The sequence below is a fragment of the Iodidimonas sp. SYSU 1G8 genome (assembly GCF_039655775.1).
Taxonomy (GTDB): domain Bacteria; phylum Pseudomonadota; class Alphaproteobacteria; order SMXS01; family SMXS01; genus RI-34.
Window position 1 is genome coordinate 416,262 of the sequence record NZ_JBBYXJ010000001.1, and the last position, 14,300, is coordinate 430,561.

A 14,300-nucleotide genomic window follows, 5' to 3' on the forward strand; every position below is an offset into this window, starting at 1 on the left:
TGGCCTAAACTTATCAGCGTCGCCGGAAACAACCCCTACGTCGTCTGCACCACTCCGCTCGTGTCCAGCCTGAGCGTCATATCATAAATCTTCCACCCATCCCCCTCGCGCCGCACCTTCGAGAGATAGGTGCCGAGGAAATAGTACACCGACCCGTCCGGGTTCTTGTGCCAGGCGTTCAGATAGCTCTCCAGCGTGCCCTGGTCGCCATGCACCTCGGCCAGCTGGGTGCCGATCAGGTGCTGGGTGCCGGTGTAGTTCTTCAGGGCGTTCTCGGCCACCGCCGCCCAGCCGTCGGGGCCGTCGGCGGTCAGGTCGCCGGGCGTGTTGGCGGTGCGAATCTTGGCGTCGGCGGCGAAGATGCGGTGATAGATCTGGCGGCCTTCCGCGCGCAGCTGGGGCGTCTTCTGGCCCAGCTTGTCGGTGGCCTTGGCGTACAGCCGCTGCAAGGTTTCGATCTCGTGCTTGTCGGCGATGGTCGCCGCGCGGTTGTCGGTCATGCTCTCTCCCCTTTTTCCCCGTGACCCGGTTCCCCGGAACACACTCTATGCACGATGAAGCCGCGGCGGAAGCATTCCCGTGCGGGGAAGGGTGGCGCGCATCGATCCGCTAGGCTACCTTCTCCGCCGAAAACATTCATCCTTGAAGGGGAGAGCACCGATGAGCGTTGCCCAGGACATTCTCGAAATCCAGATGCTGCCGCAGCGTTATGCCGATGCGGTCATGCGCCACAATGGCGACGACTGGTCGGCCTGCTGGGCGAAGGACGGCGAATGGTACCTGCGCGAGGAGCCGGTGAAGGGGCGCGAGAGCATCCGCAAGATCTGGGAACAGGCCATGGCCGGGTTTCCCTTCGCGGTGTTCCTGGTTCAGCCGGCCATCGTCGAGGTCAATGGCGACACGGGCACCAGCCGCTCCTACGTCACCGAAATCCTGGGCACGCCCGACGGCAACTCGTTCCGCGTCTATGGCTGCTACAATGACGAAGTGGTGCGCGAGGACGGCAAGTGGGTGTTCAAGTCGCGCCGCTATGCCCGCTTGTACCAGGGCCCGGTGGATCTGAGCGGCGAGAAGTTCCCCTACAGCTGAGGCCAGGGGCGGGGCCGGCCACCGCGCCGGCCGCCGGCCCTGTTGAACCCGCGTCCGAACGGGCCTAGCATCGGACACCGCATTGCGCTCGGATCAAACGGGGAGAAGAGGCGCGTCATGAGCCGTATCGTATTCCGCAACGCCAATCTGCTGGACGGGGACACCCCGGCGCGGGCGGGCACCACTATCGTCGTCGAGGGCGATCGCATCGCCCAGGTCACGCAGGCGGCCGTGCCGCGCGCGGCCGGCGACACCGACGTCGACCTGCAGGGCATGACCTTGATGCCCGGCATGGTCAGCGGCCATTACCACGCGGCCTACAGCATCGGCGGCGACGGCATTCCCATGGGCGCGCCGCCGACCCAGCTCGCGCTCTACGCGCTGGCCAACACCCAGAAGGCGCTGCGGGCCGGCTATACCAGCCTAGTCGGCGCGGGCACCTTCCACGATGTGGACGGGCGCCTCGCCGAGGCCATCGATTCCGGCGCGGTGGTGGGGCCGCGGCTGATCCCGTCCAGCCGGGCGCTGTCGCCCAAGGTCACCGAGGACGAGCCGGCCGAGGGCGTGCCGTGGCTGAAATGCTGGGGGCCGGACGATTTCCGCGCCGCCGCCATCCAGGAAATCGACCGCGGCGCCAGGATCGTCAAGCTGTTCGCGGCGCAGGGCCATGCCATGCGCAGCTGCCGCGAGATGACCTATGAGGAGCTGAAGGCCGCCTCGGACGCGGCGCACGAGCGCGGTGCGCGCACAAGGGCGCATGTCTGCGGCGCCGCCCAGGTGATGAAGTGCATCGAGGCCGGGGTCGACATCATCGACCATGCGGACTGGATGACCGACGAGGTGATCGAGGCGCTGATCGCCCACAACAAGTTCGTGCTGCCCAGCATGTACACGCCCTGGCTGGCGTCGAACGACCCGTCGCTGGAAGGCGCCGAGTACTACGACAAGGAAGATTTCGAATACATGCGGGCCAAGGTTCCCGTCGCCAACGCGCGCGGCGTGAAGTTCGTGCCGGGCGACGATTACGGCTTCTTCGACATGGCGCCCCACGGCGCCTATTCGGGCGAGCTGGCCTGCTATGTGGAGCAGGTGGGCATCAGCCCGCTCGACGTGATCCGCTGGGCGACCAAGTTCGGCGGCGAGATGACCGGCATCGCCGATCTGGGCACCATCGAGCCGGGCAAGCTGGCCGACATGGTGATCGTCGACGGCGATCCGTCCGCCGACATCCGCGTGCTGCTGCAGCCCGAGCGCATCGTCGCCGTGCTGAAGGGCGGCGCGCTGGTCAGCGGCCATCTGCCCGCCGCCCAGCCGGCCATGGCGGCCGAGTAGGCTTACTCCGCCGCCGCCTTTTCCGCGCCGCTCCAGGCGTCCATCACCGGCTCGATCATCAGCTCGGGCGCGGCGGCGGCGCCGGCCGCGCGGATGCGCCGGTCCAGCTCCTCGTGCCAGTGATAGATGCGCCGTTCCTGATAGCTCAGGGTGATGCCTCTGAAGCCCGGCGATTCCACCGATTCCTGGATGAAGGGCGCGAACTGGGTGTCCTCGAACAGGATGCGGTCGAAATTGGCGATGCGCGTGTGCCACACCTCGGGCAGCTTCCCGTCGCCCCAGTCGGGCGCGAACCAGTGGCATTCCACCCGCATGGTGTTCGGCCCGGTCGGCCAGAAGGTCAGGATCGGCACGCCGGAGGCGTGCGGCGGCGTCACCAGGTTGGGGAAGATGTTGAACGACAGATTGTGGATGCGCGGCACGTCGGTGACCGTGTCCATGTGACGCACGCCGATGGTGCCCGGGTCGCGCCACCCGTCGCGCCGGTTCGGCGTGCACATGATGGAATGGCCGTTCTCCCACAGCTCGATGGCGGTGCCGCGCGAGTCGATGAAGCGGTCCACCGTGTGCTGGTGGATCGACTTGACGTGATAGGTCTCGAGGAAGGCGTCCATCATCACCTTGACGTTGCAGGCGATGTCGAAGCCGTGCTTCTCGACGAAGCGCATGCGCTCCGGCTGGAACTGGGCGAGCTGCACGCCGACCGGCCCCAGATACTCGAGCAGCGGCATGGCGTCCGGGTCCTCGCTGACGAACACCCATTTGCCGAAGCGCTCGCAGCGCACCGGCACCAGCGACATGCAGGCCATGTCCAGCCCGGTGAAGTCGCGCTTGTCGCGCAGATTGATCAGGTTGCCTTCAAGGTCATAGGTCCAGCCATGATAGGAACAGACCAGCCCGCGCGCCGTGCCCTGCATGTCCTTGACCAGCGGCGCGCCGCGGTGGCGGCAGGTGTTGTAGAAGGCGCGGATCACGCCGTCGTCGCCGCGCACGATCAGGATCGGCGAGCCGGTGTTCTTCCACAGCATGTAGGAACCGGCCTCGGGCAGCTCGTCGGCGTGGCAGGCGTAAAGCCAGCTCCGCTTCCACAGCGCCTGCCATTCGGCCTCCTGAAAGCCGGGGTCGAGATAGCGGCCGCCGGGAATCTCCGGCAGGGCAGGGAAGCCCTCGGGCGGCGCGGCGCGGCCCTTCTCGAACGCCATGCCGTTGAGCAGGCGCCGGTTGAGGGCTTCGATGGCGTCCAGATCCAGTTCCATGTGCGACATGACCAAGCCTCTTCACCGTCAGGCGGCGAGACCTAGCACAGCGCCCGGCGCGGGCCAACGAAAACAAACATTTTTGCTGGTTTGCGCGGCGCGGGGCAGCTATTCGCCGATGAAGTTCAGCTCGATCTTCACGCCGTCCGGGTCGCGCACGAACAGTTGCTTGATCTTGAAGTCGGGCACCACGTTCTGCTCGAACTTCAGGCCGCTCTCGGTCAGGCGGTCGCGGATCGCCTCGAAGCCGGTGCAGCGGAACGCGACGTGATCGAGCGGCCCGGTGGTGCCGCCCGGCGCGCTGTCCATGGCCATGATGTGGATGACCGGCTGGCTGCCGCAATACATCCAGGCGCCGGGAAAGCCGAAGTCCGGGCGGGGGCCGTTCTCGAAGCCCAGAACCTCGCCATAGAACCGGATGCACGCATCCAGGTTCCGCGTGTTGATGTTCACGTGGTCGAGCAACTCGATGCCCATCTTCGGTCTCCCCGTTCCGTTGCCCTCATTCTAGCGGCTGGGGCAGGGGGCGCCAGCGCTGATTAGATGATGCGCTTGGCCCGGAAGTCGGCGATCTCGGCGTCGCCATAACCCAGCTCGCGCATCACCTCGTCGGTGTGCTCGCCCAGCATGGGCGGCCGGACGCGCATGGTGCCGGGCGTCTTGGACAGGCGGAAGGGCGGACCGGCGATCGGCACCTTCTTGTCCACGCCGGGAATGTCCATGGGATAAAGATCGCCCATGGCCTGCACCTGCGGGTCCTCCAGCGCCTGGCGCGGCGTCAGCACCGGGCCGGCGGGCACGCCGAACTTCTCGCACAGATCGATCACCTCGGCGGTGGTGTGCTCGGCGCACCATTCGGCCATGCGCTCGCCGATCACGGTGCCGTTGTCGCCGCGCGACTGGTCCGAGCGGAAGCGGGGATCGTTCACCCATTTGTCCTTGTCGCCGACCATCTCGGCCCAGCGGCCGAAAAGCGCGTCGCCGACCGTGTGGGTCAGCACGTGGCCGTCCTTGGTCTTGTAGATGTCGGACGGGGCCGAGGTTTGCACCCGGTTGGCGCTGGGCACGCGGTCCAGCTCCAGCACGGCCTGTTCCATCAGCAGGCCGTTCATGTAGGTCAGGCCGGTGCGCAGCAGCGCGCCTTCCACTTCCTGGCCTTCGCCCGTGGCGCGGTGATGCATGATCGCCGCCAGCGTGGCATAGGCCGAGATGATCGCCGTGCCGAAATCGACCCAGGGTGCGTTCGACTTCACCGGATTGCCGACCGTGCCCGAGAAATACGCCGCGCCGGACATGACCTGGCCGATGCCGTCGAAGCCGCCGCGATGGGCATAGGGGCCGCTCGGCCCGAAGGTCGAGATGCTGGTCATGATGATGTCCGGCTTGATCGCCTTCAGGCTGTCATAGTCGAGGCCGAGGGTCTTGAGCGCCTGGATCGGCATGTTGGCGACCACCACGTCGGCGCTCTGCACCAGGCGGCGGATGATGTCCTTGGCCTCGGGCTTGGCCGGATTCAGGGTCACCGACTTCTTGTTGGCGCCCACCTGCAGGAACAGGCTGCCTTCGCCCTCGCTGCCGTCTTCCTTGTGGTGCAGCGGATAGACATAGCGGTCCTCGCCGCCCTTCAGCTTCTCGACCCGGATCACGTCGGCGCCCAGATAGCCCAGCATGGTGGTGCAGTACGGCCCGGCGATATAGCGGCCGAAATCCAGCACCCGAACGCCGTCAAGAACTCCCGCCATCTGATCCTCCCAAGGCCGAGAAAAATTGTCGCGGCACTATGCAAGATGCCCGTAGGCTTGTTCCAGCACGAATCGACCGACGGGGTCCGGGCAGGCCGCATCGTGGGGGTGTTGTTGAAAGATTATCTGCAGCTCGGCCAGGGCGGCCTTCATTCGCTGACGCCGAAGCGCATCGTCGCCAGGCTGAACCGGGGCCGCGCGGCTGCCGCCCGGTGGCGCAAGAGCCGGGCCAGTCCCGGCCCGCGCCCGGTCGATCCCTACATGCCAGCACGGCCGTTTCAGGAGGTTCATACCGAGCGCCAACGGATCGTCGATCCCTCCCGCGGCGTCGCCATGGACTGCACCCTCCGCCGCCCCGCGACGGCGGCGGGACCGCTTCCCGTGGTGATCTATTCGGTCCCCATGGACTGGGCGCCGAACGATCCCACCCCCGACGGCGCCTACATCGCCGAACACCTCGCGGCGGCCGGCTATCTGGCGATCACGGTGCGCCACCCGGACACCGACCGGATCGTGTTCCCCGAATATCCATCCACCCGCCCGGACAAGGCCGCCTACGGCCTGGCCTGCGCGGAAAAGCCAGAGTCCCAGATCGAGCGGATCAAGGACCTGCTGTTCCTGCTCGACACGCTCGAAAGCTGGGCTGACGTCGACCGCGCCCGCATCGGCGTCTCGGGCCACTCCTTCGGCGGTATGGCCGCCATGTCCGTCGCCGGCCAGCGCGTGGCGGGGACTCTCGCCAGCTTCAAGGACAAGCGCGTCACCGCCGTGGCCTCCTACGGCATCATGGCCTCGCCGCCCGGCGTGCCGAAAAAAATGTACGCCGACATCGACGTGCCCCTCCTGATGATCGTCGGCGCCGGCGATTTCACCTATGGCCGCTGGTACACCCCCGCCGACAAATTCGCCGCCTTCCACAACGGCGACTCTCCCCACCGTTACGCCGTCATGCTCGACCTCGCCGACCATCACACCTACCCGGGCGGCCGGATGGCGGTCGGCAAGGCCACCAAAGGCGAACATCTGTGCTTCCAGTGGACCCGTTCCATCGCTTTGGCCTTCTGGGACGCCTGGCTGCGCGGCGATCCTGCGGCGCGGCGGTGGCTCGACGAGGACCTGTACGCGGCATTGAGAGGGGATGGCAAATTGCTGCGGAAATGAGTCCGACGCCGCTTTGTTGATGAGGTAGCCTGTACCCTCGATCGGCGACCACACATTGTCATCAAGGGGCTTGGGGATGGCGGGAAGTCCGGGGCATCTGGAACGTTCTGTCCGGCTGCGTCTACGCTATACGCCTGCCTTGCGTCCGCTCTCGCGGGCGGTGCGGCTCTGGCGCCGCTGGGTCTGCGCCGGGCCGCGTGCGCGCGAGCCTTATATGGGTGATCGCGCCGCCGTGCCGATCACCACGGACGAAATTGTCCTGCGCGATAACTCCCGCGACATCGGCATGACCTGCATCGTCGTCCGGCCGGCCGTGATCACCGCCCCCATGCCCGTCGTGATCTACTCCGTCCCCATGGACTGGGACCCCAAGCGCCCGACGCCCTGGGGCCGGCACATCGCCGAGCATCTCGCCGCCCATGGCTATCTGGCGCTGCATCTGCGCCACACGGACGCCGACCGCTTCATCTTTCCTGAAACGGTGATCAGCCAGCCGAACAAGGCGGCCTATGCCCGGGCGCAGGTGCACAAGCCGGAAACCCATGGCGAGCGCTTCACCGATATCGGCTTCCTGCTCGACACGCTGACGGCATGGAACGAGGAGGGCGAGCTGCGCGGCTGGATCGATCTGGAGCGGATCGGCATCTCCGGCCATTCCTTCGGCTCGGTCACGGCCCAGGCGCTGGCCGGGCTGCGCTTCCCGCCCCTCGGCCGCTCCTACAAGGACAGCCGAATCAAGGCGATGCTGACCTATAGCGGGATCACCCTGAAGCCGGACATCAACCCCGGCGCTTTCGCCGACATCGACGTGCCCGCCCTCTACATGACGGGCACCGAGGACTTTCCGCAGTCGGTGCAGTCGCTACCGGAAGACAAGCTCTGGCCGTTCTATCTCGGCCGTCAGCCGGATCGTTATGCCGTGATCCTCAAGGGCGCCGATCACCATGCGTATCATGCCGGCCGGGCCGAGCTGCGGCAGGTCGATCCGCGCGAGCGGCTTTGCTACCAGTGGGTCAGGAGCATTTCGCTCGCCTTCTGGAACGCCTATCTGCGCGGCGACGGCGGAGCACGCGACTGGCTCGACCACGATCTGCCGCGCGTCATCCGGGGCGAGGGCAGGGCCTGGCGCGCCTGACGTGATCTGGCGGGCTGGCGCGGCGAGGGCGCCGCGGCTTAGGCTTGGGCCCTGACGAATCGATCAAGGGGAAGACCATGCCGCTCTATGCCATCGGCGATCATCATCCGGTTCTGGAAAGCGACGATGTCTGGATCGCGCCCAGCGCCGACATCATGGGACAGGTCGTCATCCGCAAGGGCGCCAACATCTGGTTCAACACTACCCTGCGCGGCGACGACAACCTGATCACGGTGGGCGAGGACGCCAATATCCAGGACGGCGCCGTCATCCATGTGGATCGCCGCTTCCCGTGCACCATCGGCCGCAACGTCACCATCGGCCATCAGGCCATGGTGCATGGCTGCACCATCGGCGAGAACTCGCTGATCGGCATCGGCGCGGTCATCCTCGACGGGGCGAAGATCGGCAAGAACACGCTGATCGGCGCCAACACGCTGATCGGCAACAACAAGGAAATCCCCGATGGCGTGCTTGTGCTCGGCGCTCCCGGCAAGATCGTCCGCGAGCTGAACGAGGAGGACATCCGCATGCTCGAGATGTCCGGCAGATCCTATGCCGAGAAGGGCCGCATGTTCCGCAAGAGCCTGAAAGTGGTCGGTTAGCCTTAGACGGCGACTTTCAGAAAGTCCTGCAAGTCATTGACGAATAATTCTGGTTGCTCCAGCGCGGCGAAATGCCCGCCGCGCGCGGGCGCCGACCTGTACACGACCCGCGCATAGGCTTTTTCCAGATAGGACAGCGGTGGCACCGGGGCGAGTTCGCCGGGATAGTCGGCGAAACCAGCGGGCACCATGATCCTCTCGCCGCCCGGCAGCACCGAATGGCCGGTCTCCCGGACGGCCCAGTACTGCCACGCGGCGGTATTGAAGGTCCGGCTGGTCAGGTAGATCATCACATTGGTCAGGATCTGGTCCATGCTGAACACAGGCATGTCGCCATCGGTTCGCTGGCCCCACGCCTGCATCTTCTCGGTGATCCAGGCCGCCGTGCCGACCGGACTGTCCATCATGGCGTAGGACAGGGACTGCGGCTTGGTCGATTGCAGCACCATGTAGCCGAAGCGCCCTTCGCCGCGCCGGGCAGCCTCGCGCGCCCAGGCCTTTTCCTCGGCGGTGTCCAACTGGGCGACGCCGACTCCAAAGATGTTGCGGAAGGTGCCGCCGGGCCGCAGGCCGAACATGTTCATGTGGATGGCGCCGCAGGCGCCGCCCCTGTCGGTGCCGTGATCGAATCCCAACCAGGCGGTGATCGAACTGCCCCAGTCGCCGCCCTGCGCCACGTAGGTGTCGTAGCCGAGGACATTGGTCATCAGGCCGTTCATGAAACCGGCCTGCGCGCGCGGATCGATGGGGCGGGGCGGCTTGCCCGACCAGCCATAGCCCACAAGGGAGGGCACGATCACGTCGCACCCCTCCTCGGCGTCGCCGCCGAAGCGCTCTGGATGAGCAAGCCGCTCGATACAGTTCAGGAACTCGAAATAGGATCCGGGCCATCCATGAAGCAAAATCAATGCTTTGGGATTCGACCCTGATCCTTTTTCGTGGATGAAGTGAAGCGGTATGCCCTTCACCTCGGCCTTGAACTGGGGAAAGCGGTTGAGCGAGGTTTCCGCCCGGCGCCAGTCATACTGATCCAGCCAATACGCGCAGAGGCGGCGCATGAAGCTGCCATTGGCGCCATACTGCCAGCCGGCATCGACCGGCTCCTCGAACCAGTCATAGGCGCGTACGCGCCTCGTGATCCGGTCTATGTCGTGCTGCGGAATATCGACCGTGAATGGGTGCACGCTAATACTCCTCATCTACAACAGGACCTTAGCCCCAGTCTCTCAGAAACTTCCGCAAGTCCTCCAGGAAGACTTCAGGCTGCTCGAAGGCGGCGAAATGACCGCCCTTGGGCTGCTCTTTCCAATGGACGACATTGTAGGCCTTCTCGGCATAGGACCGGGGCGGCACGGGCGCAATCTCGCGCGGATAACCGGCGACGCCCGTGGGGACCTCGACCCGCTCACCTGGCGGAAAGGAGAAGCCCTTTTCGGTGCCCACGCCGTAATATTGCCAGGCCGCGGTGTTGAAACGGCGGGTGACCACATACAGCATGATGTTGGTCAGCAGCTTGTCCTTGGAGAAGACATTCTCCAGCGCGCCGCCTTCCTTGCCCTCGTTGGAGAGGTCGGACCAGGTATGGAATTTCTCGGTCAGCCAGGCCGCGACCCCGACCGGGCTGTCCATCATGGCATAGGACAGGGATTGCGGCCTGGTCGCCTGGACCATGAAATAGCCTGACTCCGTCGCCATGCGCGCGGCGGCGCGGGCGGCCCAGGCCTTTTCCTCCTCGGTCTCCGGTGCCAGCGCCATGCCCGCGATGCCGGCAGGCGTGGTGCCTCCGGGGCGGACGCCGACGAGGTTCATGTGGATCGACTTCACGGCGCCGCCCTTGTCCGCGCCATGGTCGAAGCCCAGCCAGCCGGCGATCAGCGCGCCCCAGTCGCCGCCCTGGACGACATAGGACGCATAGCCGAGAACCTGGGTCATCAGGCCGTTCATGTAACGGGCCTGGGCGCGCGGGCCGATGGGTTTGGGCGGCGGGCCGGAAAAGCCGTATCCGACCAGTGACGGGATGATCACGTCCCGCCCGTCCTCGGCCTTGCCACCGAACTGTTCCGGATGGGCGAGGGGGCCGGTCAGGTGCAGCAGCTCGAAATAGGACCCTGGCCAGCCATGCAGCAGGATGATGGGTGTGTTGGCCGGGTTGGAGCCCTTCTCGTGGACGAAATGAATGTCGATCCCGTCCACCTTCGCCTTGAACTGGGGAAAAGCGTTGAGCTTTGCCTCGGCGGCGCGCCAGTCGTAATCGTTCAGCCAGTAGTCGCAAAGCTCGCGCAGATAGGCGCCATTGCACCCATACTGCCAGCCGGCATCCACCGGCTCCTCGAACCATTCATATTCACGGATGCGGCGCTTGATGCGGTCGAGTTCGTAGTCCGGTATGGCTACGTCGAAAGGCCTTACGTCAGTCACGGTTCATTGTCCTCCCCAGGATAACCGAAATCGTCGCGGCGCCGCCGCTGTCCGTTACGCGGCGATCATGCCGCCATCCACGTTCAGCGCGCCGCCATTCATGTAGCTGGACTTGTCCGACAGCAGGAACACCACGCCATCGGCGATCTCTTCCGAGCGCGCCAGACGCTTCATGGGGACGATGCCGGTCAGCAGCTCGTCATTGCCGCCCGTCGCGGCATCCAGCGGCGGCGTCTTGGTGTTGCCGGGGCAGATCACGTTCACGCGGATGTTCTTTTCGGCATATTCCAGCGCCGCGCACTTGGTCAGCCCCATGATCCCGTGCTTGGCGGCCGTGTACCAGTTCAATCCAGCCATCCCTTTCACGCCATAGATCGACGCATTGTTGCAGATCACGCCGCCCCCGGCGCGCAGCATGGCAGCCAGTTCATACTTCATGGAATAGAAGATGCCCTTCAGGTTGAGGTCGATGCCGCGGTCGAACTCGCTCAGGCTCATTTCGTGGATGGGGACGAGCGTCTCGTGAAACATCCCGGCGTTGTTGAACGCCAGATCGAGCCGGCCATATTCCTTTTCCGCCCGGGCCACCAGCGCTTCACAGTCGGCGGCGACCGAGCAATCGGTCCGGTGAAAGAGGGCCGTGCCGCCCGCCTGGGCAATCTCATGGCACACGGCCTCGCCCTTGTCGGCCGAGCGGTTGCCGATGACGACAACGGCACCCTCGGCGGCCATGGCCAACGCCGCGGCGCGTCCGATGCCGCTACCCCCGCCGGTGACGATGGCAATCTTGTTATCGAGCAGCATGGCCGTCTCCCCTTGTTCCTGTTGCTCAGGCTTTCCGGAACCTTATCAGAAAAAAATCGGGTGCCAGAGAAATCGCGGTGCCGGCAGAAAAATCGCGCGTGCGGTTTTTGATTCTGGTGACCTCCTGGCGTTCCATGCTAAGGCAGCCGACGCTTCATCCCTGCCTCCATTCCATCGAGACAGACGGTGCATTTTCCAGCCGGTGGCAGACCGGCGGCAAGAGGCTGATCGTGGATCAATCGGTAACCAAGCCGGGTAAGGAACTGACGGGGCAGTTGATCGCTTTCTCGGCGATCGCGCCGTTCGGGATGCATCTGGTCATTCCCGCGATCACCCCGATCAAAGACGAATTCGGTATCACCGCCAGCGAGGCCGCGCTGCTGATCAGCGCCACGCTTTGGGGTATCGCCGCGTCCACGCTGTTTTTTGGCGTGCTGGCCGACCGCTATGGCCGCAGGCCCATGCTGATCATCGGTCTGGTGCTGTTCGTGATCGGCAGCCTCATGGGCATGTTCGGCCAGAGCGCGGGCGTCGTCATCGCCGGCCGCGTGGTTCAGGGCATCGGCGGATCGACGGGCATCGTCATTTCGCGCGCCGTCATTCGCGACCTCTACAGCCGCGAGAAGGCGACCAGCATCCTGGCCTATCTCACCATGGTGGTGATGGTGGCGCCGATCATGGCGCCGGCCTTCGCGGGCTACATCGTCCAGACCCATGGCTGGCGGGCCATCTTCGCCATTTCCGGCGTCCTGGGCTTCCTCATTCTGGGCTGGCTGGTGACCCGTTTCCGCGAGACGCTGCGCGACCCGATCCCCATGCCTAACCTTTTCGCCATGCTCGCGGCCTATTTCGGCGTGCTGCGCTCGCCGGTGTTCCTGCTCTACACGCTCGGCGGCACCTTCATCATGGTCTCGTTCTTCGGCATGATGAGCGGCGTGCCGCATGTGGCGGAAGAGTCCTGGAAGATCGGCAAGGACGAGCTTGGCTATTATCTTGGCGCCGGCGGACTGGGGATGATGGGCAGCGCGTTCATCACCGCCCGTGTCGCCGAACGTGTCGATCTGGACATGCTTCTGATGCGCGGCTTCATGATCGTCGGCGTCGGCGTCACCATCATGCTGTCGCTGTTCGCGGCCGGCATCAACCACCCGCTGTCATTGTTCGGTCCGGCGGTCATCAATGGCTTCGGCGCGGGCTTCATCCTGCCGACGGCGACGGCGCGGGCGCTCAGTGCCGTGCCGCGCATGGCGGGCACCGCCTCGGGCATGATGACCTTCCTGCAGTTCCTCGCGGGAGGCGTGGCGGCGCAGGCCATCGGCTATTTCGATCACCATACGCCATGGCCCGTCGTCGGCTTCATCGTGTTCGGAAATCTGGTCGCGGCGATCTTCGCCATGTACGCCATCGCGGCGGCAAAACGTCGCGGTGCGATCTGATCGGGCTTGAAGCCCGGCTTGCCTTGGGACACAACAGCGGTTATGTGAACCGCCTGACCGTTACCCCGGAGAAAGACGATGTCCGAAGAAGGGACCTATTTTCCCGTCACCAAGACGACCGACATCGAGCAGGGCAAGTGCAAGGCCTTCATGGTTGAAGGTCATGACGTCCTGATCGCCCGCACCAAGTCCGACGACTTCTATGCCGTCGAGAATCTCTGCTCGCATGCCGATGCGACCCTTGAGAGCGGCAGGATTCGTGGCAATCACATCATGTGCCCGCTGCATGGCGCCCGGTTCAGCCTGATCGACGGCAGCTTCGGCCCGCCGGCCTGGGCGCCGATCAAGACCTACAAGCTCCGCGTCGAGGGCGACCAGGTCGAGGTGCTGATTACCGGCGCGCCCGAGAAGAAGGTGCGCGGCGCCATGGGCATGTTCTGAGGGCATTCCCTACCAGGGAACGCGGTTTCCATCCCAGCCGATGAAGTGGCCGGACGTCGCCAGCGACGCGCCGGCCATGACTTTTTTGAGCCCGGCGATGCTCGCCTGCGGCGAGACCGGGGCCATGCTGCCGCCCATGTCGGTCTGCACCCAGCCGGGATGCAGCGACATCACCGTGATGCCGCGGCCGCGCAGATCCATGGCCAGCGTACTCATGACGAAATTCACCGCCGCCTTGGTAGAGCCATAGGCGAGGTGGCCGCCCGGCGGCGCGGCGATGGAGCCCATCGAACTGCTGATGGTGAAGATTTTCTTCTGCTCCGACGCGGCCACGTTGCCGATCAGCGCTTCGATCAGACGCAGCGGCGCCATGGTGTTGATGGCGAAGGCATGCTCCCATCCCTCATAATCCATGCCGCCGAACGCCTGCGCCTCCATGCCGCCCTCGGCGAACCCCTTGAGTCCGTAGGTCCCCGCGTTGTTCAGCAGGATATCGATGGGCGCGCCGTTCAGTTCGCGGGCGAGGCGGGCGATGGAGCCAGCCTCGCCAATCGATAGGGCGTGCAGGGTAACCCGCCCATCCGACCCGGCGGCGATCTCACTCAGATCCGTGCTGGCTTCGGGATCCCGGCAGCAGGCGTGAACCTGCCATCCGTCGGCCGCATATTGGCGAACGAACTCCAGGCCCAATCCACGATTGGCGCCGGTGACGAGAATGCTTGGCATCATGTCCTCCCCGTTTTTTGTCGCCTGATGATAGGCATGGCGGGTGCACGGCAGGAAGCCGGATTCTCCCGCGCCCGTCGCCGTCGGCACCTGGCCGGACCGTCAAGATTATTTGCATCTGTGCGGCGCGTGCCTATAGTGCGCGCCAAATCCGG

Annotated in this window: 15 protein-coding genes; 7 read left to right on the plus strand and 8 right to left on the minus strand. The window is 65.3% G+C overall.

Annotated features, from left to right (window positions below; translation table 11 throughout):
• Nucleotides 1–35 precede the first annotated feature (35 nt).
• Nucleotides 36–500 carry a nuclear transport factor 2 family protein gene (locus WJU17_RS01985; protein ID WP_346325671.1) on the minus strand — a complete coding sequence of 155 codons (465 nt, stop codon included), beginning with the start codon at nt 498–500 and terminating at the stop codon, nt 36–38.
• 160 nt (nt 501–660) lie between these two features.
• Between WJU17_RS01985 and WJU17_RS01990 the strand changes: the two genes are divergently transcribed.
• On the plus strand, nt 661–1,089 hold the full coding sequence (locus WJU17_RS01990) for a nuclear transport factor 2 family protein (protein WP_346325672.1): 429 nt from the start codon (nt 661–663) through the stop codon (nt 1,087–1,089).
• A gap of 117 nt (nt 1,090–1,206) precedes the next feature.
• Nucleotides 1,207–2,421: an amidohydrolase family protein gene (locus tag WJU17_RS01995; RefSeq protein WP_346325673.1), complete on the plus strand. Its 1,215-nt coding sequence runs from the start codon at nt 1,207–1,209 to the stop codon at nt 2,419–2,421.
• Between the two features lie 2 nt (nt 2,422–2,423).
• On the opposite strand, the gene WJU17_RS02000 is transcribed toward WJU17_RS01995, so the two are convergent.
• The 3 genes from WJU17_RS02000 to WJU17_RS02010 form a co-directional block, all read right to left on the minus strand.
• On the minus strand, nt 2,424–3,686 hold the full coding sequence (locus tag WJU17_RS02000) for an aromatic ring-hydroxylating dioxygenase subunit alpha (protein ID WP_346325674.1): 1,263 nt from the start codon (nt 3,684–3,686) through the stop codon (nt 2,424–2,426).
• Nucleotides 3,687–3,785: 99 nt separating this feature from the next.
• Nucleotides 3,786–4,154, minus strand: a complete 369-nt coding sequence (locus WJU17_RS02005; RefSeq protein WP_346325675.1) for a VOC family protein — start codon at nt 4,152–4,154, stop codon at nt 3,786–3,788.
• Between the two features lie 62 nt (nt 4,155–4,216).
• Nucleotides 4,217–5,419, minus strand: a complete 1,203-nt coding sequence (locus WJU17_RS02010; RefSeq protein WP_346325676.1) for a CoA transferase — start codon at nt 5,417–5,419, stop codon at nt 4,217–4,219.
• 45 nt (nt 5,420–5,464) lie between these two features.
• On the opposite strand from WJU17_RS02010, the gene WJU17_RS02015 reads away from it, so the two are divergent.
• The 3 genes from WJU17_RS02015 (at nt 5,465) to WJU17_RS02025 (ending at nt 8,320) form a co-directional block, all read left to right on the plus strand.
• On the plus strand, nt 5,465–6,580 hold the full coding sequence (locus WJU17_RS02015) for a dienelactone hydrolase family protein (protein ID WP_346325677.1): 1,116 nt from the start codon (nt 5,465–5,467) through the stop codon (nt 6,578–6,580).
• A 76-nt stretch (nt 6,581–6,656) separates the two neighbouring features.
• A complete protein-coding gene (locus WJU17_RS02020; RefSeq protein ID WP_346325678.1) occupies nt 6,657–7,715 on the plus strand; it encodes a hypothetical protein in 1,059 nt (352 codons plus the stop codon).
• 77 nt (nt 7,716–7,792) lie between these two features.
• On the plus strand, nt 7,793–8,320 hold the full coding sequence (locus tag WJU17_RS02025) for a gamma carbonic anhydrase family protein (protein ID WP_346325679.1): 528 nt from the start codon (nt 7,793–7,795) through the stop codon (nt 8,318–8,320).
• Nucleotides 8,321–8,322: 2 nt separating this feature from the next.
• On the opposite strand, the gene WJU17_RS02030 is transcribed toward WJU17_RS02025, so the two are convergent.
• Genes WJU17_RS02030 through WJU17_RS02040 form a run of 3 tightly spaced genes read right to left on the minus strand, consistent with a single transcriptional unit; the run spans nt 8,323 to nt 11,542 of the window.
• Nucleotides 8,323–9,504: an epoxide hydrolase family protein gene (locus WJU17_RS02030; protein ID WP_346325680.1), complete on the minus strand. Its 1,182-nt coding sequence runs from the start codon at nt 9,502–9,504 to the stop codon at nt 8,323–8,325.
• Nucleotides 9,505–9,532: 28 nt separating this feature from the next.
• Entirely contained in the window at nt 9,533–10,738 is a 1,206-nt protein-coding gene (locus WJU17_RS02035) for an epoxide hydrolase family protein (RefSeq protein WP_346325681.1), read from the minus strand.
• 54 nt (nt 10,739–10,792) lie between these two features.
• The gene (locus tag WJU17_RS02040; RefSeq protein ID WP_346325682.1) at nt 10,793–11,542 is read right to left on the minus strand and encodes a glucose 1-dehydrogenase; all 750 of its coding nucleotides are present in this window, start codon (nt 11,540–11,542) and stop codon (nt 10,793–10,795) included.
• Nucleotides 11,543–11,772: 230 nt separating this feature from the next.
• Here WJU17_RS02040 and WJU17_RS02045 point away from each other — a divergent pair, with 230 nt between their 5' ends.
• Both WJU17_RS02045 and WJU17_RS02050 read left to right on the plus strand, forming a co-directional pair.
• Nucleotides 11,773–12,978 (plus strand): multidrug effflux MFS transporter, encoded by a 1,206-nt coding sequence (locus WJU17_RS02045; protein WP_346325683.1) that lies wholly within the window; start codon nt 11,773–11,775, stop codon nt 12,976–12,978.
• Nucleotides 12,979–13,056: 78 nt separating this feature from the next.
• The gene (locus WJU17_RS02050) at nt 13,057–13,419 is read left to right on the plus strand and encodes a Rieske (2Fe-2S) protein (protein ID WP_346325684.1); all 363 of its coding nucleotides are present in this window, start codon (nt 13,057–13,059) and stop codon (nt 13,417–13,419) included.
• 9 nt (nt 13,420–13,428) lie between these two features.
• Here the strand turns inward: WJU17_RS02050 and WJU17_RS02055 are convergent, their stop codons facing one another.
• Entirely contained in the window at nt 13,429–14,148 is a 720-nt protein-coding gene (locus tag WJU17_RS02055) for an SDR family oxidoreductase (RefSeq protein ID WP_346325685.1), read from the minus strand.
• Between the last annotated feature and the right edge of the window lie 152 nt (nt 14,149–14,300).